General features: G+C 61.2%; 19 protein-coding genes. 11 read left to right on the top strand and 8 right to left on the bottom strand.

Annotated elements, in window-relative coordinates:
- Positions 1-56: 56 nt before the first annotated feature.
- From QOM08_RS01395 to QOM08_RS01375, 5 genes are all read right to left on the bottom strand, one after another.
- On the bottom strand, positions 57-1,343 hold the full coding sequence (locus QOM08_RS01395) for an OprD family porin (RefSeq protein ID WP_188251767.1): 1,287 nt from the start codon (positions 1,341-1,343) through the stop codon (positions 57-59).
- Positions 1,344-1,682: 339 nt separating this feature from the next.
- A complete protein-coding gene (locus tag QOM08_RS01390) occupies positions 1,683-1,886 on the bottom strand; it encodes a hypothetical protein (protein WP_160894019.1) in 204 nt (67 codons plus the stop codon).
- A gap of 245 nt (positions 1,887-2,131) precedes the next feature.
- The gene (aguA, locus tag QOM08_RS01385) at positions 2,132-3,238 is read right to left on the bottom strand and encodes an agmatine deiminase (protein WP_316912465.1); all 1,107 of its coding nucleotides are present in this window, start codon (positions 3,236-3,238) and stop codon (positions 2,132-2,134) included.
- 3 nt (positions 3,239-3,241) lie between these two features.
- A complete protein-coding gene (gene aguB, locus QOM08_RS01380; RefSeq protein ID WP_076383287.1) occupies positions 3,242-4,120 on the bottom strand; it encodes an N-carbamoylputrescine amidase in 879 nt (292 codons plus the stop codon).
- A 248-nt stretch (positions 4,121-4,368) separates the two neighbouring features.
- Entirely contained in the window at positions 4,369-7,281 is a 2,913-nt protein-coding gene (locus QOM08_RS01375; RefSeq protein WP_316912464.1) for an aminotransferase, read from the bottom strand.
- A 191-nt stretch (positions 7,282-7,472) separates the two neighbouring features.
- Between QOM08_RS01375 and rfbB the strand changes: the two genes are divergently transcribed.
- From rfbB to QOM08_RS01340, 7 genes are read left to right on the top strand one after another with little or no spacing between them, the layout of a single operon-like run.
- Positions 7,473-8,555: a dTDP-glucose 4,6-dehydratase gene (gene rfbB / locus QOM08_RS01370; RefSeq protein ID WP_316912463.1), complete on the top strand. Its 1,083-nt coding sequence runs from the start codon at positions 7,473-7,475 to the stop codon at positions 8,553-8,555.
- A complete protein-coding gene (rfbA, locus tag QOM08_RS01365; protein ID WP_316912462.1) occupies positions 8,552-9,427 on the top strand; it encodes a glucose-1-phosphate thymidylyltransferase RfbA in 876 nt (291 codons plus the stop codon). The genes rfbB and rfbA overlap by 4 nt, the downstream gene beginning before the upstream one ends.
- Positions 9,424-9,969 (top strand): dTDP-4-dehydrorhamnose 3,5-epimerase, encoded by a 546-nt coding sequence (gene rfbC, locus QOM08_RS01360; protein WP_316912461.1) that lies wholly within the window; start codon positions 9,424-9,426, stop codon positions 9,967-9,969. The genes rfbA and rfbC overlap by 4 nt, the downstream gene beginning before the upstream one ends.
- Positions 9,966-10,847 (top strand): dTDP-4-dehydrorhamnose reductase, encoded by an 882-nt coding sequence (gene rfbD / locus QOM08_RS01355; protein WP_139048817.1) that lies wholly within the window; start codon positions 9,966-9,968, stop codon positions 10,845-10,847. Before rfbC ends, rfbD begins: the two co-directional genes overlap by 4 nt.
- 36 nt (positions 10,848-10,883) lie before the next feature.
- Entirely contained in the window at positions 10,884-12,692 is a 1,809-nt protein-coding gene (locus QOM08_RS01350) for an ATP-binding protein (RefSeq protein WP_316912460.1), read from the top strand.
- Positions 12,689-14,077, top strand: coding sequence for a sigma-54-dependent transcriptional regulator (locus QOM08_RS01345; RefSeq protein WP_047226861.1), 1,389 nt, complete (start codon positions 12,689-12,691; stop codon positions 14,075-14,077). The genes QOM08_RS01350 and QOM08_RS01345 overlap by 4 nt, the downstream gene beginning before the upstream one ends.
- 45 nt (positions 14,078-14,122) lie before the next feature.
- Positions 14,123-14,578, top strand: coding sequence for a YiiD C-terminal domain-containing protein (locus tag QOM08_RS01340; protein WP_316912459.1), 456 nt, complete (start codon positions 14,123-14,125; stop codon positions 14,576-14,578).
- A gap of 146 nt (positions 14,579-14,724) precedes the next feature.
- Here QOM08_RS01340 and cysQ read toward each other — a convergent pair whose 3' ends face one another.
- Positions 14,725-15,552 (bottom strand): 3'(2'),5'-bisphosphate nucleotidase CysQ, encoded by an 828-nt coding sequence (cysQ, locus tag QOM08_RS01335; RefSeq protein WP_107323082.1) that lies wholly within the window; start codon positions 15,550-15,552, stop codon positions 14,725-14,727.
- Complete coding sequence (gene nudE / locus QOM08_RS01330; protein WP_316912458.1) at positions 15,549-16,115, bottom strand: ADP compounds hydrolase NudE; 567 nt, start codon at positions 16,113-16,115, stop codon at positions 15,549-15,551. The genes cysQ and nudE overlap by 4 nt, the downstream gene beginning before the upstream one ends.
- Positions 16,116-16,203: 88 nt before the next feature.
- Between nudE and yrfG the strand changes: the two genes are divergently transcribed.
- Entirely contained in the window at positions 16,204-16,866 is a 663-nt protein-coding gene (gene yrfG / locus QOM08_RS01325; protein ID WP_047226857.1) for a GMP/IMP nucleotidase, read from the top strand.
- A gap of 113 nt (positions 16,867-16,979) precedes the next feature.
- Here yrfG and lysM read toward each other — a convergent pair whose 3' ends face one another.
- A complete protein-coding gene (lysM, locus tag QOM08_RS01320) occupies positions 16,980-17,420 on the bottom strand; it encodes a peptidoglycan-binding protein LysM (protein WP_107323084.1) in 441 nt (146 codons plus the stop codon).
- 136 nt (positions 17,421-17,556) lie between these two features.
- Here lysM and QOM08_RS01315 point away from each other — a divergent pair, with 136 nt between their 5' ends.
- The 3 genes from QOM08_RS01315 to QOM08_RS01305 all read left to right on the top strand — a co-directional run bounded on the left by QOM08_RS01315 (position 17,557) and on the right by QOM08_RS01305 (position 21,722).
- Positions 17,557-18,444 carry a LysR family transcriptional regulator gene (locus QOM08_RS01315; RefSeq protein ID WP_139048814.1) on the top strand — a complete coding sequence of 296 codons (888 nt, stop codon included), beginning with the start codon at positions 17,557-17,559 and terminating at the stop codon, positions 18,442-18,444.
- A 93-nt stretch (positions 18,445-18,537) separates the two neighbouring features.
- The gene (fdhD, locus tag QOM08_RS01310) at positions 18,538-19,377 is read left to right on the top strand and encodes a formate dehydrogenase accessory sulfurtransferase FdhD (protein ID WP_107323085.1); all 840 of its coding nucleotides are present in this window, start codon (positions 18,538-18,540) and stop codon (positions 19,375-19,377) included.
- A complete protein-coding gene (locus QOM08_RS01305) occupies positions 19,374-21,722 on the top strand; it encodes an FdhF/YdeP family oxidoreductase (protein ID WP_316912457.1) in 2,349 nt (782 codons plus the stop codon). The genes fdhD and QOM08_RS01305 overlap by 4 nt, the downstream gene beginning before the upstream one ends.
- Positions 21,723-21,742: the final 20 nt, after the last annotated feature.

Raw genomic sequence — 21,742 nt, 5'->3', positions numbered from 1 at the left:
AAACCCCGAGTTTGCGCTCGGGGTTTTTCATCAGACGCTTGTAACGTGATCAGGCATCAGAAGACGCTGATCGGATAATCCACGAACACCCGCAGCTCATTGCCGCTGACGTTGTACTCGCTGGATTTCTGCGAAACACGCAGGAAGGAACTGCGCAACCGCACGCTCAGGTCTTTGGCGGGACCGTTCTGGACCACGTACTTGAACTGGTTGAAGATCTCGCGCTCGGTGCCACCTTCGCTGGTGGAGGTGGTGATGTTATCGCCACGCACATAAGCCACGTTATACGTCAGACCGGGAATCCCGAACGTGGTGAAATCCAGGCCATAACCCAGTTGCCAGCTGCGCTCGTCTTCAGCATTGAAGTCGGACCAGTAGGAGTTGGCCAGGTAGATCGTATTGCCGCCGTCCCCTACACGATTCTGCCCGCGCTGATAACCGCCATAGGCGTAGCCCAGGTTGCTGTCACCAGTGCTGCGCTGGTGAGCGAGGGTGAAACTGTGCGGGCCGGTGGCGAAGGTGGCGGCCAGGCTCCAGATCTTGTTGTCGTCGCCGGTAACGTTGTTTTCGCGAACATAGCTGTTGTCCAGCTTGGTGCGATAGCCGTTGAAGTCCAGGGTCAGGGATTGATCCTTGGCCAGCGGGAATACGTAGTTGGCGTTCACGTACTGCTTCTTCAACACGTCCTCGACATCCGAGGCGTAGAGCGAAGCCTTGAACTGCTCGGTGAACTGATAGCTGCCGCCCAATACGTTGATCGACTTCAGGCCACCGCTGTCACGACCCTCGGCGCTTTTTCGCGACTCGGCGGTGAAACGTCCAGCGTTCAGCTCCAGGCCCTTGATCTCTTTGGAGGTGATCAGCGTGCCGGTATAGCTTTCCGGCAGCAGGCGCGAGTTGTCGTAGCTCAGCACCGGCAACGCCGGCATCTGGTCACCGTAGGCCAACACGGTATTGGAAACACGGAATTTGACCGCCGCACCAAACTTGGACAGGTCATCGGCCGCGTTGCCGCTGTCGCCTTGCTTGAAGAAGTCGATGCCGCCCGCACCGCTGCGACCTTTGCCGCCATCCAGACGCAGCGCGTACAGTCCGAAGGCGTCAACCCCTACACCGACAGTGCCTTGGGTAAAGCCGGACGAGAACGTTCCGATGGCGGCCTGCCCCCATTCGGCTTTGTCTTCATTACCGTTTTTGTAGTCGCGATTGATATAGGCGTTGCGTAACAGCACGTTCAGGCTGCTGTCCTCAACGAACCCCTTGGACTCAGCCTGGTCGCTGGCCATGGCATATGTCGTGTTTAAAATCCCCAGTGCGATCAGAGCAATGCGCTTGTTCAACATGATTATTTTCCTTATACGGGTTGATACGCACTGCGACGGCAGCCGAAACGGCGCTTTTGCGCTCTTTTTCGGACTCTTGCTCCTGAAAATAATGAAAAGGCCCGCCCACGAATGATCGTGGCGGGCCTTTTTATTATTTAAGAGTCATGGCTGTTAGCCACAGGCGTGAACGAATCCTAGTCCCGCCTTCAATGATGTGTCAATTTCGTGAATCGTCTGTAATCAGGCGAAAAACTTCTAAAAACAACCTTCAAATGGGCTCAGTGTTCAACACAGAACCATCAGCCACAAAAAAAGCGCTGCCATCCTGGCCAGCGCCTTTTCTCAATCCGTCGAATTCTATCCTTGCATCACGTCCCACAGTGCTTCCAGCTCAGCCTCGCTGAACAGGCCATCCGGGTAGCGTTCCATGATCATCCGACGCGGGTCGGGTTCTCTGATCTGACGCGTTCCGTTGGACTTCAACCACTGTGCCAAAGCTTTAAGCGACTCACCATTGACAACGGCCAAGGGATGGTATGTGCGCTCGCTTATCATATTCATTCCAGCGCCCTCTCCTGGTTGATGAGCGGCCAATTTATCCAAGGTTTATGACAAAACAACTCAGCTCCGCTCCCCAGAACTGCCGGGATACAGATACAAGAGCTATGCCAATGTGCCTGCACTGCCGATCTGCAGACATAAAAAAGCCCGCATCCCCAATCAGGCCTCGGGCCAAAGCAAAATGGATCCAAAAAGCCCGGCGCAGAGCTGCCGCCAGCGCTATTACCTGGCTGTTACATCACCACTCATTTTGTGCGCGGCGCAGGCTGTTGTTGGGTAAGGCAGTGGATGTTTCCGCCCCCCAGTAACAGTTCGCGCCCCGGCACCATGACCACTTCGTGCTCTGGAAAAAGCCCTTGCAGAAGCGCCTTCGCCGGGCCATCCAGTGGATCGTCGAAACTCGGTGCGATGATGCCGCCGTTGACGATCAGGAAATTCACGTAGGAACCGGCCAACCGCACGGTCGGATTGCGCTCCTGGGAACCCTGCACCGCGTCCACGCCGGCGCATTCCTCTTCAGTGGCATACAACGGCCCCGGAATTGGCATTTTGTGCACTGTGAACGGGCGTCCCTTGGCGTCAGTGCTGTTTTGCAGGACGTCCATCGCGGCGTGGCAGCGGGCGTAGTTCGGGTCCTGCGGGTCATCGGTCCAGGCCAGCAATACTTCGCCAGGGCGCACGTAGCAGCAGAAATTATCCACATGCCCATCGGTTTCGTCGTTGAACAGGCCGTCCGGCAGCCAGATGATCTTGTCCACCGCCAACTGCGCGCTGAGCACAGCCTCGATGTCTTCGCGGCTCAAGTGCGGGTTGCGATTGCGGTTGAGCAAGCATTCCTCGGTGGTGATCAGAGTGCCCTCGCCATCGACGTGGATCGAGCCGCCCTCAAGCACGAAGCCTTCGGTGCGGTAACGCGGGCTACGTTCAATCTCGAGAATCTTGCTGGCCACTTGCGAATCCCGGTTCCACGGCGCATACAGGCCACCGTCAAACCCACCCCAGGCGTTGAAATCCCAGTCGACGCCGCGCACTTCGCCACTGTCATTGATGACAAACGTCGGGCCAGAGTCCCGGACCCAGGCATCGTCGCTGGACATTTCCACCACGCGGATATTCGGCACGTCGAGATGCGCCCGGGCATTTTCGTATTGGTTCGCGGACACCGCCACGGTCACCGGTTCGAAGCGGGCGATGGCTTTGGCGACCGCCACATGAGCGGCCTGCGCGGGCTTGCCGCCCAGGCGCCAGTTGTCAGGGCGCTCGGGCCAGACCATCCAGACCTGGGTCTGGGGTGCCCACTCGGCAGGCATGTGGAAACCATCCGCGCGGGGAGTGCTGTGCAACGTTGTCATAAATCAGGACTCCAGTGAGCCATCGAGGGTTTTGATCGAGCCGTACAGGTCCGCACGACGATCACGGAAAGTGCCCCAGGCACTGCGAATGTGTTCCAGCTCGTCCAGGTCAAAGCTGTGCACCAGCACGCCTTCTTCGGTTTCGTTCAATTCCTGGACCTTTTCACCGAACTGATTGGCGATGAACGAGGAGCCGTAGAACGTGATGTCGTAGCCATCCTGCTCTTCGTTGCCGATGCGGTTGCTGGCCACCAGCGGCATTACGTTCGCGCCGGCATGGCCTTGTTGCACGCGCTGCCAGTGATCGCGGGACGAAATGCTCTTGTCGTGCGGCTCGCTGCCAATGGCGGTCGGGTAAAACAGGATTTCCGCACCTTGCAGCGCCATGCTGCGGGCGCACTCGGGAAACCACTGGTCCCAGCAGATGCCCACGCCGATCCTGGCGTAGCGGGTATTCCAGACCTTGAAACCGGTATCGCCAGGGTTGAAATAGTACTTCTCATGGTAGCCAGGACCGTCCGGGATGTGACTCTTGCGGTATACCCCCAGGTTACGGCCGTCGGCATCAATGATCGCAATACTGTTGAAACGCGCACGACCGGCCCGTTCAAAAAAGCTGATGGGCAAGACGACCTGAAGCTCCCTGGCGACTTTCTGAAAATGCCTGATGGCGACGTTATCTTCGACCGGAGTCGCCAATTGCAGGTAGTCCGGGTTGGGCTTCTGGCAAAAGTACGGCGTCTCGAACAACTCCTGAAGCAGGATGATCTGCGCCCCTTTGGCGGCGGCCTCGCGAACCTGCTGTTCAGCGATCTCGATATTGGCCTCCAGATCCCAGGAACAGGCCATCTGGGTGGCGGCAACGGTGACGATACGACTCATGAAGGGAGCTCCAGAGCATGTGTGGTGTCGACTTTATAACCGATAAAAATCGACTTTAGAAGCGATATAGATTTAAAACCACACGCCAGTCGCAAAAAATACCGACAAAAATCGAACTATTAACCACGCAAAACCTTGTGGGAGCGAGCCTGCTCGCAATGCGATCCCCCATCTGACATCGCTGCAGACGGGTTCACCACTATCGCGAGCAAGCCCGCTCCCACAGGGAAAGCGTTTGCCTCAGTTAGTCAAAGCCCCTCGTCCAACACCTTCGCCAACATATCGACAAAGAAATCCACGCTCTGGCGGGTGGTGACCATCGGCGGTTTGATCTTGAGGATGTTCAGGTAGTCGCCGGTCGGTTGCATGAAAATACCCAGCTCCCGCAGGCGATTGCACAGCGCCGTGGTTTCTTCGGTGGCCGGCTCGAGGGTGTCGCGGTTGCGGATCAGTTCCACGCCCAGGTAAAAACCGGAGCCATGCACCGCACCGACCAACGGATATCGGTCGATCAAGGCTTGCAGGCGGGCCTTGAAATGCCCACCCACTGCCCGGGCGTTTTCCCACAGTTTTTCTTCTTCCATGACGTCCAGCACGGCCATGCCGATCTGGCAACTGACCGGGCTGCCGCCGGCTGACGAGAAAAAATACCCTTCTGCTTCCAGCGCCTCGGCGATTTCCCGGCGGGTGATGACCGCTCCCAGCGGCTGGCCGTTACCCATGCCCTTGGCCATGGTGATGATGTCCGGTACTACATCCTGTTCTTCGAAGCCCCAGAAAAATTCTCCCATGCGCCCGTAGCCGACTTGCACTTCGTCAGCGATGCAGACGCCGCCGCGCTCGCGCACCAGCGCGTAGACCTGCTTCAGATACCCCGGCGGCAGTGCGATCCCGCCAGCATTGCCGTACACCGGTTCGCAGATGAAGCCGGCGAGCTGACGCTTGTGTTCGGCGATTTTTGCCAGGTTGTGCTCGACGCTGCGCAGGTAGTCCGGCGCGCTGTAGGGGCCGCGGAATTCACCGCGATAAGTGTTTGGCGCGGTCACCGGATGCACCCAATCCGGGCGACTGCTCAGGGCCTGAGGGTTGTCGGCAATGGACGTCGAGACCGCATCGGCCGCTACCGACCAGCCGTGATAGGCCTCCAGCACACTGAGCATGTCCCGGCCGCCGCTGTAGGCCCAGGCCAGGCGGATCGCCAGGTCGTTGGCCTCGGTGCCACTGTTGACCAGAAATACCCGATCCATGCCGGGCGGCGCCAGCGCCAGCAAGCGCTCGGAAAATTCGGCAATCGCGGCATAGTGAAAGCGGGAGTTGGTGTTGAGCAGCGACCACTGCCGGGCGGCCACCGCCGCCATACGCGGATGCCCGTGTCCCAGTACCGCGACGTTGTTGAGCATGTCCAGGTAGGAGCGGCCCTGCATGTCGATCAGGTGATTGCGCCAGCCGCGCTCAATGCGCGGCGGATCAACGTAATAGTGCTTCTGCGAACGGGCAAAGCTCGCATCGCGACGGGCCAGCAACTGCTGGGGGTCGATCTCTGGCTCGGCATCACAGGCCAGTCCCAGCAGCACCGCTGGTGAGGGGCAGAGCGCCTGCCAGGCCGGCGCCCTGGATGGCGTGCAGAACAACGGCGGATTGAGCTGAGCGCCACGACACAACTGCACCCGCAACGGTCCATCGACTTCGCCCAAGACCTGGCCCTTGACCAGCGCAGCCCCGGAATGCAGCGGCGATGTCACGCCCCACAGCCGAATGCTCAGTTGCACGCTGTCCAGTTGCAACATGCCGTCGGCAGCCTTGTGCACCACCCCGGCGAACGGCGATTCCAGCGGCGTGCCCCGCGGCACCTGCAATTCTACGTGTAATGGATAAGTATCCGGTTCAACGGCGCTGTCCGGCCGAGTCCGAGACAATCGGTACTGCCCGTAGCGGCTGGCGGCCAATCCATGGACCGCGGCGGCTTCGCTCAGCAGACGCTGGTCGATCCCCTCCTGCTCCCAGTTACCGGCTTCGAAATGCGGGCTCAGTACACCCAGGTCGATCAGGGCGAACTCGCGGCCCACCAAGGTCGGCAACAGCGGCACAAAGCCTTCACTGGCAACGGGTGGCAGATGGTGGCCCACGGACGTGAGGATCGCCGCTTCCATCAGTTCGAACGGGACCGACTGAGCAATCCGGAAAATCTCCCACTCATGGTCCAGGTTGTCGCGGCTGTATTGATTTTCCGGGTCAATGGATACCTGCTGTTCACCGCTGAGCACCAGCACGGCAGCGCGGGCAACGATCAGCGGCCAAAGCGCCAGCAGCTCCTCATATTGCAGCGGGTTGAGCGCGTTGTAAGCCTTGATCGCCGGCAGGATGAAAAACGGATCGCCGTCGGCATGGTGCAACAAGGCTGCACAGGTCACCGACAGATCGGTAACGCGCCAGGTGCGGATCAGGTCGCCGAAATCGATGACGCCCTGCAATTGCCATTGGCGCTGGGCATCGCGCTGCCAGACCACGTTGTCATCGGTGATGTCCATGTGGATCGCCTGCACCGGCAGGCTGGCCTTGAGCGGCTGCAAGCGGCGTTCGGCCTGTTGCGCCGCCTCGGCGATCAGGTTGCGTTCTTGATCATCGTCGATGACGGGCAGCAGATGGCCGACCAGTGCATTGGCGTGGCGGGCGTCCCATTGCAGGGTGCGCTCCAGGCCAGGGTGATCGAACGTGGCCAGCGCCAGGTCGATTTGTGCGCACAAGCGCCCCAGCCCCCTGACCAGTTCAGGTCCCCAATGGTTAAGCTGGGTGAGCGACTGGCCGTCGATGTACTCCAGCAGTCGCACATGAACCGCTTGTCCTGCGAGCTCCAGGGTCAACAGGTCCTGGCCATTATTGGCGGCGATCACCCGCGGCACTTTTACCGCGCCGTGCTCGGCCAGGTGCTTGAGGGCGGCATGCTGGGCCTGGAGTTCCTGGACGGCATAGTCACCATGGCAAATCTTCAGCACAAACCGTCCGCGCTCGCTGTCGACGCGATAGTTGAGGTCCTGCTGGCTGCCCAAGGGTCGCAGGTCACCGCTGAGTCCGTAATTCGAGCGCAGCAGCACCAGCGCCTGTTCGGCACTGATCTGTGGGCTTGGCAAACTGGCACGGTGAACCAACGTAGCGAGTGGCATACAACGACCCCTGAGGTGGTTTTATCGGATGTCTATCTCGCCATTGAGTCGGGGGATAAGCAACCCCTCACCACAGCTGAATTTACAAGCCCGTGAGAGCCCCCCGAAATATCCCGCTTGCACCGCACTCGCCATGCCGACAAGCTATGCTCCAATCGCTTATGTTGTATTACGGAAGAAGGCTTATTCGGATGCGCATTCTCATCACCGGCGGTGCCGGTTTTATCGGCTCGGCGCTTATACGGCACTTGATCCTTGATACCGGACATCAGGTCCTGAACCTCGACAAGCTGACCTATGCCGGCAATCTCGAATCGCTGAGCAGCATCGATCACGACAGCCGCTACGAGTTCGTCCAGGCCGACATCGTCGATCAACCGACGGTCAGCGCGATACTGGCAAGGTTCAAGCCTGAGGCCATCATGCATCTGGCGGCCGAGTCCCACGTGGACCGCTCCATCGACGGCCCGGCGGACTTTATCCAGACCAATATCGTGGGCACCTACAGCCTGCTGGAAGCCACCCGCGCCTATTGGCAGACCCTGGCCGAGCCGCAGAAGCGCGCGTTTCGCTTCCATCACATTTCCACCGACGAAGTGTATGGCGACCTGCACGGCGTGGATGATTTGTTCACCGAAACCACCGCCTACGCCCCCAGCTCGCCGTACTCCGCGAGCAAGGCGGCTTCCGACCATCTGGTACGCGCCTGGCAACGCACTTACGGCTTGCCCGTGCTGCTGACCAACTGCTCCAACAACTATGGGCCGTTTCACTTTCCCGAGAAGCTCATTCCGCTGGTGATCCTCAATGCCCTGGCCGGTAAGCCGTTGCCGGTATACGGCGATGGCCAACAAGTGCGCGACTGGCTGTACGTCGAAGACCATGCCCGGGCGCTGCTCAAGGTCGTGACCGAAGGTGCCGTGGGCGAGACCTACAACATTGGCGGCCACAATGAACAGAAGAACATCGACGTGGTGCGCGGCATCTGCGCCCTGCTCGAAGAACTGGCGCCCCACAAGCCCGACGGCGTGGAGCACTATGCCGACCTGATCACCTTCGTCAAAGACCGCCCCGGCCACGACCTGCGCTACGCCATCGATGCCGGCAAGATCGAGCGTGAACTGGGCTGGACGCCCCAGGAAACCTTCGAGACCGGCCTGCGTAAGACCGTGCAGTGGTACCTCGAAAACCTGCTGTGGTGCCGACGTGTCCAGGACGGTAGCTATCAGGGCGAGCGCCTGGGCTCGCTCGACAACAAGGAATCGATTGCATGACAAAAGGTATTGTTCTGGCCGGCGGCTCCGGCACCCGACTGCACCCGATTACTCTTGGAGTTTCCAAGCAGTTATTACCGGTTTACGACAAGCCGATGATCTATTACCCGATTTCGGTGCTGATGCTCGCCGGCATCAAGGACATCCTGGTGATTTCCACCCCTCAGGACTTGCCGCAATACCGCAATCTGTTGGGCGACGGCAGTCAGTTTGGCGTGCAATTTCACTACGCCGAGCAGCCATCGCCCGATGGCCTGGCCCAGGCGTTCCTGATCGGCGAGCAATTTATCGGCAACGATCCGGTGTGCCTGATCCTGGGCGACAACATTTTTCACGGCCAGCATTTCGGCGAACAACTGCAGACGGCCGCCACCCGGCAGACTGGCGCGACGGTATTCGGTTACTGGGTCAAAGACCCTGAGCGTTTTGGCGTGATCGATTTCGATGCTCAAGGGCGGGCCATTTCCATTGAAGAAAAACCTACCGCGCCCAAATCCAGCTACGCGGTAACCGGCCTGTATTTCTACGATAACGACGTGATCCAGATCGCCAAGACCATCAAACCCTCCAAACGAGGCGAACTGGAAATCACTGACGTCAACAACGTCTACCTGCAACGCGGCGACCTGCACGTCGAGCGTTTCGGCCGTGGTTTCGCCTGGCTGGACACCGGCACCCACGACAGCCTGCTGGAGGCTTCGCAATATGTGCAAACCATCGAGCACCGCCAAGGTTTGAAAGTCGCCTGCCTGGAAGAAATTGCCTACCAACAGGGCTGGGTCAGCCGCGAGCACATCCTTGAGCGCGCCCAGTACTTTGGCAAGACCGGCTACGGCCAATACCTGTTCCAGATCGCTGGAGAGACACGTTGAACATCATCGCCACCCGCCTGCCTGAAGTCCTGATCATCGAACAGAAGGTTTTCGGTGATGATCGCGGCTTTTTCTATGAGAGTTTCAACGCTCGGGCGTTCGCCGAGGCCACCGGCTGCGCGTTGCAGTTCGTCCAGGATAACCACTCGCGCTCGGCCAGGGGCGTGTTGCGCGGCCTGCATTATCAAATTGAACAGGCCCAGGGAAAACTCGTGCGGGTCATTGCCGGGGAAGTGCTCGACGTGGCGGTGGACATTCGTCGCAGTTCAGCCACTTTCGGGCAATGGGTGGGCGTACGCCTGTCAGCGCAGAACCATCGGCAGTTGTGGGTCCCGCCAGGCTTCGCCCATGGCTTCGTCGTGCTCAGCGATTGCGCTGATTTTCTCTACAAGACCACCGACTACTACGCGCCCTCGGCCGAGCGCTGCATTCGCTGGGACGACCCGGACCTGGCCATCGACTGGGAACTGGAGAGTGCGCCGATCCTGTCACCCAAGGACCAGGCCGGCAAGGCTCTGCACGAGGCCGACCTGTTCCCATGAGTACCTCCTTGCGCATCCTGATCATCGGCCAGAACGGCCAGGTCTCCCGAGCACTTCAGTCGCGCCTGGCCGGCATGGCTGAGTTGATCGTGCGCGGCAGCGACCAACTCGACCTGGCGCGCCCCGATCACCTTCGTTCGCCCATCACTGCCCTGCGGCCTGACCTGATCATCAACGCCGCCGCCCACACCGCCGTCGACCAGGCCGAGAGCGAACCGGAACGGGCCTTCGCCATCAATGCCACGGCGCCGGGCGTCCTGGCTCAAGTGGCGGTCGAGTTGGGTGTCCCGCTGATCCACTACTCCACCGATTACGTCTTCGATGGCCGCAAGCCTGAGCCCTACACCGAGACCGACTCGCCCAACCCGCTGAGTGTCTATGGGCGCAGCAAGCTGGCCGGCGAGGACGCCATTCGCCACGTCGCCGGGCAGCACCTGATTTTGCGCACCAGTTGGGTGTACTCCAACGAAGGCCGCAACTTCCTGTTGACCATGCAACGCCTGCTGCAGGAAAAATCGCACCTGCGGGTGGTGGACGATCAGATCGGCGCACCGACCTGGGCCGGGACTATCGCCGACAGCACCGCCCACTTGATTGAACGTTGGCAGGCCGGCCGGTGCGGCGCCTGGGGGACTTACCACCTGACGGCGCAGGGTGAAACGTCCTGGTTCGGCTTTGCCCAGGCCATCGGCGAGCACCTGATCGAGCAGCACAAACCCTGCGCGGTGCTTGAGCCCATCCCCTCCAGTGCCTACCCGACTCCGGCCCCACGCCCGCTGAACTCGCGTCTGGATTGCACACGCCTGCTTCAGCAATGGGGTGTAAGTCAGCCAGACTGGCAAAGCGCGCTGCACCAGTGCCTTGCCGCCGGACACTAGGCATAATGCGCCTGTCCCCACAGGCGCCTGATGCTCATGAATTCCACTCTTCCCCGCAGACCCCGCTGGCGCAGCCTGGCCTTGCTTGCGCTGTGCCTGGCGCCGTTGCTGTGGCCGCTGGAACATCTGGCCGAGCGTTACTACCGCAGTGAACTGGCGGGGCAGAACCGCCAGACCCTCGATCTCTACGTCGCCAACCTGTTGGGCACCCTGCATCGCTATGAAGTGCTGCCACAGATTCTCGGTGAGCTGCCGGCCCTGCGCGCCACTTTACTGGCACCGGACGACGGCATCATCCAGGGCAATGCCAATCGACTGCTGAAAAACATCAGCGCCCAGACCGGCGCAGAAGTCATGTACCTGATGGACCCCACCGGCAAAACCCTCGCGGCATCGAACTGGGATAAACACGACAGTTTCGTCGGACGCAATTTTGCCTTCCGGCCGTATTACATCGAAGCAATGGCCGGGCGGCTGGGACGCTTCTTCGGCTTGGGCACCACCTCGGCCAAGCGCGGTTACTTCTTCGCCGCTGCCGTGCGCGACCGGGAAAAGGTGATCGGCGTACTGGTGGTCAAGGTGGATCTGGACCACACCGAAAGCCTCTGGGGCAAAACCCCCGAACAACTGCTGGTGACCGACCACAACGGCGTGGTTATCCTCACTTCGCGACAAGAATGGCGATTTCGCGCGACCCGCCCCTTAAGTGACGAGGAGCGCCAGTCCATCAGCGCCGTACAGCCCTACCCGACCCGCGACCCCAAACCGCTGAACCTGGATGCGAACGCCTGGCTGATCCAGACCCAGTCCATTGAGGAGACCGGCTGGAGCGTGAGCATTCTCGCCCCGCGTACCCTGATCGACCGTCCGGTGCGCACCGTGGTGGTCATCGGCGGTGCGGCCTTGCTGGTCCTGATGCTGTTGCTCGGGTTGATGATGCAGCGCCGGCGGCATTACCTGGATCGCATCGCCTTCGAAGGCAAGGCCCGCCAGGAGCTGGAGGGCCGGGTGGCCGAGCGCACCAGTGACCTGGAAGGCCTGAACCGGCGACTCAAGCAAGAGGTGCTGGAACGCGAGCAGGCCCAGCAGGAACTGGTCCGCGCCCAGGATGACCTGGTGCAGGCCGGCAAGCTGTCGGCCCTGGGCACAATGTCGGCCAGCATCAGCCACGAACTCAACCAGCCGCTGGCGGCGATCCGCAGCTATGCCGAAAACGCCGAAATATTGCTCGATCACCAGCGTACCGAGGACGCCCGAGGCAACCTCAAGCTGATCAGTGAGCTGACCGCTCGCATGGCCTCGATCATTGCCCACTTACGCGCCTTCGCCCGCCGCGACCGTCACGCCCCGGAAAGTGTCGCCCTGCAACCGGCGCTGGACGATGCCCTGGCACTGCTCGCCAAGCGCCGGCGCAGCATGGAAGTGGAACTGATCCGCGACCTGCCGGCCGCCACGTTGTGGGTCGAGGCCGGGGAAACGCGCTTGCGCCAGGTGCTCGGCAACCTGCTGGCCAACGCTCTCGACGCCCTGACTGAAAAAGGCCCGCCGCGCAAACTCTGGCTCAGTGCCGAAGCCACCGAAACCGGCGTCAACCTGTACATCCGCGATAACGGCCCGGGTTTTTGCATGGAAGCCCTTGGTCGCGCGGGCGAGCCCTTCTACACCACCAAGACCCGCACCCAGGGCCTTGGCCTGGGGCTGGCGATTTGCGACACCCTGATGCGCGCCTTCGGCGGTGAACTGTCGTTCGCCAATCACAAGGAAGGCGGCGCCCTGATTACCCTGAAGTTGCGCGCTGGCGCGCCCGGTGTGAGCCTGCAACCGTCCGAGGACCGTAGTGTATGACCATCGATAACCGGATTGAGGTGGTGTTGATCGACGACGATCCCCACTTGCGTCAGGCCTTGAGCCAGACCCTCGACCTGGCCGGCCTGAAGGTCCTGTCCCTGGCCGAGGCCAAAGGCGTGGCCGGGCAACTGTCTCGCGACTGGCCGGGTGTGGTGGTCAGTGACATTCGCATGCCGGGCATCGACGGCCTTGAGTTGCTGAGCGAACTCCATGCCCAGGACCCGGAGCTGCCGGTGTTGCTGATCACCGGCCATGGCGACGTGCCGCTGGCAGTCCAGGCCATGCGCGCCGGAGCCTATGACTTCCTTGAGAAACCTTTCCCCAGCGATCACCTGCTCGACAGCGTGCGCCGGGCCCTGGCCTTGCGGCGCCTGGTACTGGACAACCGCAGCCTGCGCCTGGCCCTGAGCGACCGCCATGAACTCAGCGCCCGGCTCGTCGGCCAATCACCCTCGATACTGCGCCTGCGCGAGCAGATCGGTGCGTTGGCGGCGACCCGCGCCGATGTGCTGATCCTCGGAGAAACCGGGGCCGGCAAGGAGGTAGTCGCCCGAGCCCTGCACGATCTGTCGGGCCGGCGCAACGGCCCCTTCGTCGCGATCAACGCCGGAGCCCTGGCCGAGTCGGTGGTGGAGAGCGAGCTGTTCGGTCATGAGCCCGGCGCTTTCACCGGCGCGCAGAAGCGCCGCATCGGCAAGTTCGAGTTCGCCAACGGCGGTACGCTGTTTCTCGATGAAATCGAAAGCATGAGCCTGGACGTTCAGGTCAAACTGCTGCGGCTGCTGCAAGAGCGGGTAGTGGAACGACTGGGGGGCAATCAACAGATCCCGCTGGACATCCGCGTCATCGCCGCCACCAAGGAAGACCTGCGTCAGGCCGCTGATCAGGGTCGCTTTCGCGCCGACCTGTATTACCGCCTGAACGTCGCGCCGTTGCGTATCCCCCCGCTGCGTGAACGCGGTGAGGATGCCCTGATGCTGTTCCAGCATTTCGCCGACGAAGCCAGCGCCCGTCACGGCCTGCCGCCCCACGAGTTGCAACCGGCCCAACGGGCATTGCTGCTGCGCCATAGCTGGCCGGGCAACGTGCGAGAATTGCAGAACGCCGCCGAACGGTTCGCCCTGGGTCTGGAACTGGCCCTGGACAACAGCGCGCCCGACGGTAGTCCCGGTGCCCCGGTCGAAGTGATCAGCGGCGGCTTGAGCGAGCAGGTGGAGAACTTCGAGAAAACCCTGATCGCCGCCGAACTGGCCCGCCCTCACAGCTCGGTGCGCAGCCTCGCCGAAGCCCTGGGCATTCCGCGCAAGACCTTGCACGACAAGTTACGCAAGCATGGGCTGAACTTCGGCGACAGCCAGGGCCATGCCGATGAGTCCGATTGAGTCTGCTTGAGTGATTGCCATCTTCCCTTTCAAAAGAGGCCCTGCATGAACCGCGACAGCCGCTACCTGGAATCGATCCTGCACCACGACATCCCGTTGACGCGGGACATGGGCCTGAAGGTGCTCGACTGGCAGGCCCGGCAACTGCGCCTGTTTTTACCGCTGGAGGCCAACGTCAACCACAAGAGCACCATGTTCGGCGGCAGCCTGTACTGCGGCGCAGTGCTGGGCGGCTGGGGCTGGCTGCACCTGGCCTTGCGCGAAGAGGGCATTGAGGACGGGCATATCGTCATTCAGGAAGGGCAGATCAGCTATCCACTGCCAGTCACGAGGGACGCCACGGTCATTTGCCAGGCTCCCGAAGAAAAGGTCTGGAAACGCTTCCTGGCCACCTACCGGCGCTACGGACGCGCGCGACTGACCTTGCAGACCCAGGTGATAAATGCCGGGAGCGAAGTTCCAGCGGTGCAATTTGTGGGGCAGTACGTGTTGCACCGCTGACCCCCGAGCATCATAAAAACCCCTGTGGCGAGGGAGCTTGCTCCCGCTCGGCTGCGCAGCAGACGCATTGGGGCCGCTTCGCAGCCCAGCGGGAGCAAGCTCCCTCGCCACAACAACTGTCCCAGGTCCAGCAAGGGGCAGCCGATTCAGGAGCGGGCCAGTTCCAGCAGTTTCCCACGCCACGCCGCCTTTGCCGGCAAGGCCAGGAAGGATTCATTCAGCAGCGACTCCCGCGGCGGATAGCAGAACGGCTCGCCGCGTAGGTCCAGCACCTCTCCGCCCGCACCCTCCAGCACGCCTTGGGCGGCGGCGGTGTCCCACTGGGACGTCGGCGCCAGTCGCGGATAGCAATCCGCCGCGCCCTCGGCCAGCAGGCAGAATTTCAACGAACTGCCGATGCTGGTCAGTTGCAACTCACCCAGGCTCTCGCTCAAGCCGCCCAAGAGACGCTCTTGCTCCGGGCTGGTATGGCGACGGCTGGCGACCACCGTAAAAGCATCACCCGGCGCCGGCACGTTACGCACTTCGATCGGCAACGGCTCGCCCCCCTTGTCGCCACGCCAGGCGCCGAACCCCGCGCCACCGACATAAAAGCGACCATTGGTGGGCATCGACACTACGCCAAACACCACCCGCCCCTGCTCGACCAGTGCGATATTGACGGTGAATTCCTCACTGCCAGAAATGAACTCCTTGGTGCCGTCCAGCGGGTCCACCAGCCACCAGCGTTGCCAGCCGGCGCGCACGCTTTGCGCGATATTGGCGTCCTCTTCGGAGAGGATTGCAATATCCGGCGCCAGCGCGGTCAGCCCGGCCACGATCACATCGTGAGCGGCCATGTCGGCGGCGGTCACCGGCGATGCGTCGGCCTTGTGGTTGACCTGCACATTGGCTCGCCAGAACGGCAGGATCGCCTCACCGGCCTTGAGCGCCAGCTCGACCACAGGGGCCATCAGAGGATGGGGGAAATTCATGACAGGAACGCTCCGCGCTGGGCCAGCAGGTCACGGGCCAGGTACAGCGCCGCCAAGGCCCGGCCCTCCGTGAATTGAGGGTTTTGCGCCAAGGCCGACAACTCACGCAGGTTGACCTTGTCCACGCGCATCGGCTCGGGCTCGTCGCCTTCCAGCCGCTCTTCATAGAGATCGGTCGCCAGCACCACCTGGATCTTCTGGCTCATGTAGCCGGGGGACAGGGACAGTTCAGTCAGGTGTTCCAACTGACGTGCACCATAGCCGGCCTCTTCTTTAAGCTCCCGCTCAGCCGCCGCCAACACGTCTTCACCCGGCTCGATCAACCCCTTGGGCAGGGACAATTCGTAGGCATCGGTGCCGCCGCAGTATTCTTCCACCAACACGGCGTGATCGGCGTCGAGCATCGCCACGATCATTACCGCGCCGTAACCTGCGCCCTTGCCCGCCAAACGCTCATAGGTGCGCTCCACGCCGTTGGAAAACCGCAGTTTCAGTTCTTCCACGCAAAACAGGCGGCTGGTGGCGACGATCCGTCGATCGAGTATGGTGGGTTTCTGGCGCATAAACGGCTCCCTGGGCGATAGCGGGCTACTATACCCGGCCTATTCTGATTGTTTGTGTCGGATATCCGATTACCGCTGGAGAAGTTTTATGGCCTTGCTGCCCTGGCACGAGATCGATACGGTGCTGCTGGACATGGACGGCACCCTGCTGGACCTGCATTACGACAACCATTTCTGGATGGAACACTTGCCCCAACGCTACGCCGAACTGCATGGCGTGAGCCGGGCCATGGCGGAGCTGGAGTTGCAGCCGCTGTTCGAGCGCAACGCCGGCCAATTGCAGTGGTATTGCCTGGACTTCTGGAGCACCGAGCTGAAACTGCCGGTGCGCGAACTGAAGCTGGAAACCGCGCACCTGATTGCCCTGCGCCCGGACGCCGACACGTTCCTGGCGGCGATCCAGCGGGCGGGTAAACGGGTGGTAATGATCACCAACGCCCATCGCGACTCGTTGTCCCTGAAGCTGGAACGCATCGAACTGGCCCCTTACTTCGAACGTTTGATCAGCTCTCACGACTACGGTTTTCCCAAGGAAAGCCCGCAGTTCTGGGATGCCCTGCAAGCCGATCTGAACTTCGACCCGGCCCGCAGCCTGTTTATCGACGACACCTTGCCAGTGCTGCGCAGCGCCCGGGAATTTGGCGTGGCACACCTGCTGGCAGTTAGCGTACCGGACAGCCGCAAAGGGCCGAAGGATACGGGGGAGTTCGAGGCGTTGGGGGATTATCGGGATTTGATTGCCGGGCTTTGATACCCGGTCGTTTGCACCGCGAGCAGGCTCGCTCTCACAAAGGTTCCTTGTTCGCCACAGATCCAGTGTGGGAGCGAGCCTGCTCGCGATGAAGACGATGCGGTCCTCAAGCTTTATTCGGGAATGCGCAGCACCTGCCCCGGATAGATCTTGTCCGGATGCGACAGCATCGGTTTGTTGGCTTCAAAAATCTTGTTGTACTTGTTCGCATCGCCATATTCGGCTTTGGAGATGGCGCTGAGTGTGTCGCCCTTTTTTACGGTAACAAAGCGAGCGGCCTGGGCGACTGGCCCGGTTACCGTGATCTGATCATCAACACTGCCCACACCTGCGATGTTGCCTACCGCCAGCAGGATTTTCTCCTTCTCCTCCTGACTACCCACCTCACCAATAACAGTAACTTTATCGCCCTCAATGGTCGCCTGAACATTCGGGTTACCAAGACCAACCTTGCTGATGTGTTCTTTCAGTTGCTCACTGGCGTTGGCATTACCGGGAGTCAGCAGATCGATCAGTTTTTCGCCGGCCTCCTTCACAAAACTAAAAATACTCATGGTGCACGCTCCTTGGGTTTAAGTGTCCAGACGCAAAAGCCTAGACCAAGCCAAACGAACCCGGTTCCCAGCCGACCAATGACCCTGCCGCGCACAAAGCGCTAGAATCCCAACCTTCCCGCGCCCTGGAACGAAGATGGACATCAAGCAGCTGAAATTTCTCATCGCGCTCGACGAAACCCGCCACTTCGGCCAAGCGGCCGCGCGCTGCCACATCACCCAACCAACCCTGTCAATGCGCCTGCGCAGCCTTGAGGAAGAGCTGGGTCTGCCGCTGGTCAATCGAGGCCAGCGCTTTGAAGGTTTCACCGCTCCGGGGGAGCGGGTGTTGGCCTGGGCACGCACGGTCATGGCGGCCTATGACGGTCTACAGGCCGAAGCGGCGGCCTGCCGTGGCAACCTGGTGGGTACCCTGCGCCTGGGTGTGGTGCCATTGTCGGACTTCGATCCGTTGTCGATGATGCAGCGGCTGCACAGCGAGCACCCTAACCTGCATTTCGAATTGTCATCCTTAAGCTCCGAACGCATCCTCGAACAACTGGCGAACAACCGCATCGACCTGGGCATTTCCTATCTGGAGCGCCTGGACACCGAGCGCTTCGACGCACTGCCCTTCAACCATACGCGCATGGGCTTGCTCTTTGACCAGCGATACTTCTATTTCGGCGAGCAGCCGCTGAGCTGGGAGGCGCTGATCGAGTTGCCCCTGGGCATGCTCACCAGCGGCATGCATTTTCGTCAGTCCATCGACCACAACTTCCACAGTCGAGGCCTCACACCCCGCCCTCTGCTGCAAACCGACGCGGTGCATCAATTGTTACAAGCCGTGCACGGCGGACTGTGTTGCGCAGTGATGCCGCTGGACAGTGGGGTGGGCATGCTGACCCAGGACTTGCGCATCCAGCCCATCGAAGACGCGCAAACCCTGGTCCCACTGGGTCTGATCATGCGCCGCGGCGCTCCGCGCTCGGCTTTGGCGGAGGCTTGCTTCGCCCTCTACCAGAAATCATCAACGACATCTTGATCGACGTCATCTATTGATAGATCAGTAATAGCGATTAGACGTGGCAGATTGCCGCATTTAGTCTTATCACTATTCCCACTGTCAGTGATGCCTATGAACGACAAGCCTCCGGTCTGTTCTGCGCCTGCGGAGAAAATACCCGCGCCAGCCGCCAGCCAGAGCTATCGCTACTGCAACCTGGACCATTCCCAATCGGACAGCACCGCGCTGGCCGAGGAAGTGGCGCTGGCGATCGCCTATAACGGCATCAGTCAGGCCGTCATGCTGGTCACGCCGTCTGACCTTGAAGACTTCATCGTCGGCTTCAGCCTAGGCAGCGGCATCATTGAACACCCTGCGGACATCTATGACGTGCAACTGAGCGGCGACGGTTCTGCGCAATACGCCCAGGTAACCATCGCCAACCGCGCTTTCTGGAACCTCAAGCAACAACGCCGACAACTGGCCGGCACCAGCGGCTGCGGGCTTTGCGGGGTGGAAGCGGTGGAGCAGGCATTACCGAACCTCAAGGCACTGCCCGGCACGCCACTGCCACCGGCCCAGTGGCTCGAAGGCCTGCGTCAACGCATCGGCCAGTTCCAGCCCCTGGGCCAGCATTGCGGCGCGGTACACGCGGCCCTGTTCATGAACGCCCAAGGCCAATTGCTGCTGGGACGCGAAGATATCGGCCGGCACAACGCGCTCGACAAACTGATCGGCGCGCTGATCCGGCAACAGATCCCGGTGAACGGAGGCGTGGCGATCGTCACCAGTCGTTGCAGCCTCGAATTGATCCAGAAGGTGTTGCGCGCCGGCATCCAGACCCTGGTCAGCCTGTCGTCACCCACCGGCCTTGCCGTGCAGTGGGCCCGCCAGCACAACCTCAATCTCATCCACCTGCCGCAGAAAAGTGCGCCGCGGGTCTATAGCCCTGCGATGGAGAATCAAGCGTGAGCAATCATCAACAAGCCGATCAGAAACCCGTACCGCGCTACAAGCCCTACAAGGGTCCGGCCGGTGGTTGGGGCGCGCTGATCAGCGTCGCCCAGGCCTGGCTGACCAGCGACAATGCGCTGAAGAACCTGCGCATGATGCTCAAGACCAACCAGAACGGCGGCTTTGACTGCCCAGGCTGTGCCTGGGGCGACTCGCCGGAAAGCGGCATGGTCAAGTTCTGCGAGAACGGCGCCAAAGCCGTGAACTGGGAAGCGACCAAGCGCCGTGTCGATGGCGCATTCTTCGCCAAACACAGTGTGACGTCGCTGCTGGAGCAGAGCGACTATTGGCTGGAATACCAGGGGCGCCTGACCGAGCCACTGAGCTACGACGCCGAAACCGACCGCTACAAACCCATCAGTTGGGAAGCGGCATTTGCCCTGATCGGCAAACACTTGCAGGGGCTCTCCAGCCCGAACCAGGCTGAGTTCTATACCTCGGGCCGGGCCAGCAACGAAGCAGCCTACCTTTATCAGTTATTCGTGCGCGCCTACGGCACCAACAACTTTCCCGACTGCTCGAACATGTGCCATGAAGCCAGTGGCGTGGCGCTGTCTCAGAGTGTCGGCGTAGGCAAAGGCACCGTGACTTTCGACGATTTCGAACACGCCGACGCGATTTTCGTCTGGGGCCAGAACCCGGGCACCAACCATCCACGCATGCTCGAACCGCTGCGCGAAGCAGTGAAACGCGGCGCCCAGGTGGTGTGCATCAACCCGCTCAAGGAGCGTGGCCTGGAGCGTTTCCAGCACCCGCAAAACCCGATCGAAATGCTTACCAACGGGGATAAACCGACCAACTCCGCCTATTTCCGTCCGGCCCTGGGTGGCGACATGGCCGTGCTGCGGGGCATGGCCAAGTTCCTGCTGCAATGGGAACGTGAGGCGCAAAACACCGGCGCTGCCGCAGTGTTCGACCATGCGTTCCTGAACGAACACAGCATCGACGTACTGGATTACCTGGCCGTGGTCGATGACACGCCATGGGAGCAGATCGTTGAGCAGTCGGGCTTGACCCTGGTCGAGATCGAACAAGCGGCGCGCATGTACGCCATCAGCAAGAACGTGATCATGTGCTGGGCGATGGGCATCACCCAACACCGCCATTCGGTGGCGACCATCCAGGAAATCGCCAACCTGATGCTGCTGCGCGGCAACATCGGCCGGCCGGGCGCCGGTCTGTGCCCGGTTCGCGGCCACAGTAACGTGCAGGGCGACCGGACCATGGGCATCAACGAGCGTCCGCCGGCGGCGTTCCTTGACTCGCTGGAGCGTCGCTTCCAGTTCAAGGTGCCGCGCGAGAATGGCCACAACGTGGTCGAAGCGATCCACGCCATGGCTGACGGCCGGGCGAAGGTCTTCATCGCTCTGGGCGGCAACTTCGCCCAGGCCACCCCGGACAGTGATCGGACGTTCCAGGCCTTGGGCAATTGCGACCTGACTGTGCAGATCAGCACCAAGCTCAACCGCAGCCATCTGGCTCATGGAAAAGAGGCGCTGATCCTACCGTGCCTGGGCCGTACCGACATCGACCTGCAAGTCGAAGGCGCACAAGCGGTGACCGTGGAGGACTCCTTCAGCATGGTCCATGCATCCAATGGCCAATTGCAGCCGCTGTCGAACCAGATGCGTTCCGAGCCCTGGATCATTGCCTGCATCGCCGCCGCCACACTGGGCCACCACCCGGTGGACTGGAACTGGCTGGTGGCGGACTACAACCGCATCCGCGACCTGATCGCCGATACCATCCCGGGGTTCAAAGACTTCAACGAAAAGCTCCAGAACCCCGGCGGCTTCTATCTGGGCAACAGCGCCGGTGCACGTCGCTGGAACACCGCCTCAGGCCGCGCCAACTTCAAGCCCAACCGGCTGCCGACCGACCTGGTGCATGAACGCACCCGCGCCACCGGGCAGTTGCCTGACCTGATCATGCAGTCCATGCGCTCCCACGATCAGTACAACACCACCATCTATGGCCTCGATGACCGCTATCGCGGCGTGAAGGGCCAGCGTGACGTGTTGTTCGTCAACGAAGCGGACATCATTCGACTGGGCTTCAAACCTGGGCAGAAGGCCGACATCGTCTCGCTCTGGGATGACGGCCGCGAGCGACGGGTCAAAGGCTTTACCCTGTTGGCATTCGACATTCCCGCCGGACAGGCCGCCGCCTATTACCCTGAAGTGAATCCGTTGGTGCCGTTGGAGAGCACCGGCGACGGCAGCCATACCCCGACTTCGAAATTCGTGGCGATCCGTCTGGAAGCAGCGAGCGAGAATGGGCTGATTCTGGCCAAGTCGGCCTGACACAACGTGCCAGGAGATTA

This window comes from Pseudomonas sp. P105 (assembly GCF_032614175.1).
In the GTDB taxonomy this organism is placed as follows: Bacteria; Pseudomonadota; Gammaproteobacteria; order Pseudomonadales; family Pseudomonadaceae; genus Aquipseudomonas; species Aquipseudomonas rhizophila.
The sequence above is the reverse complement of the archived record's forward strand: the minus strand, read 5'-3'. Positions and strand labels throughout refer to the sequence as shown.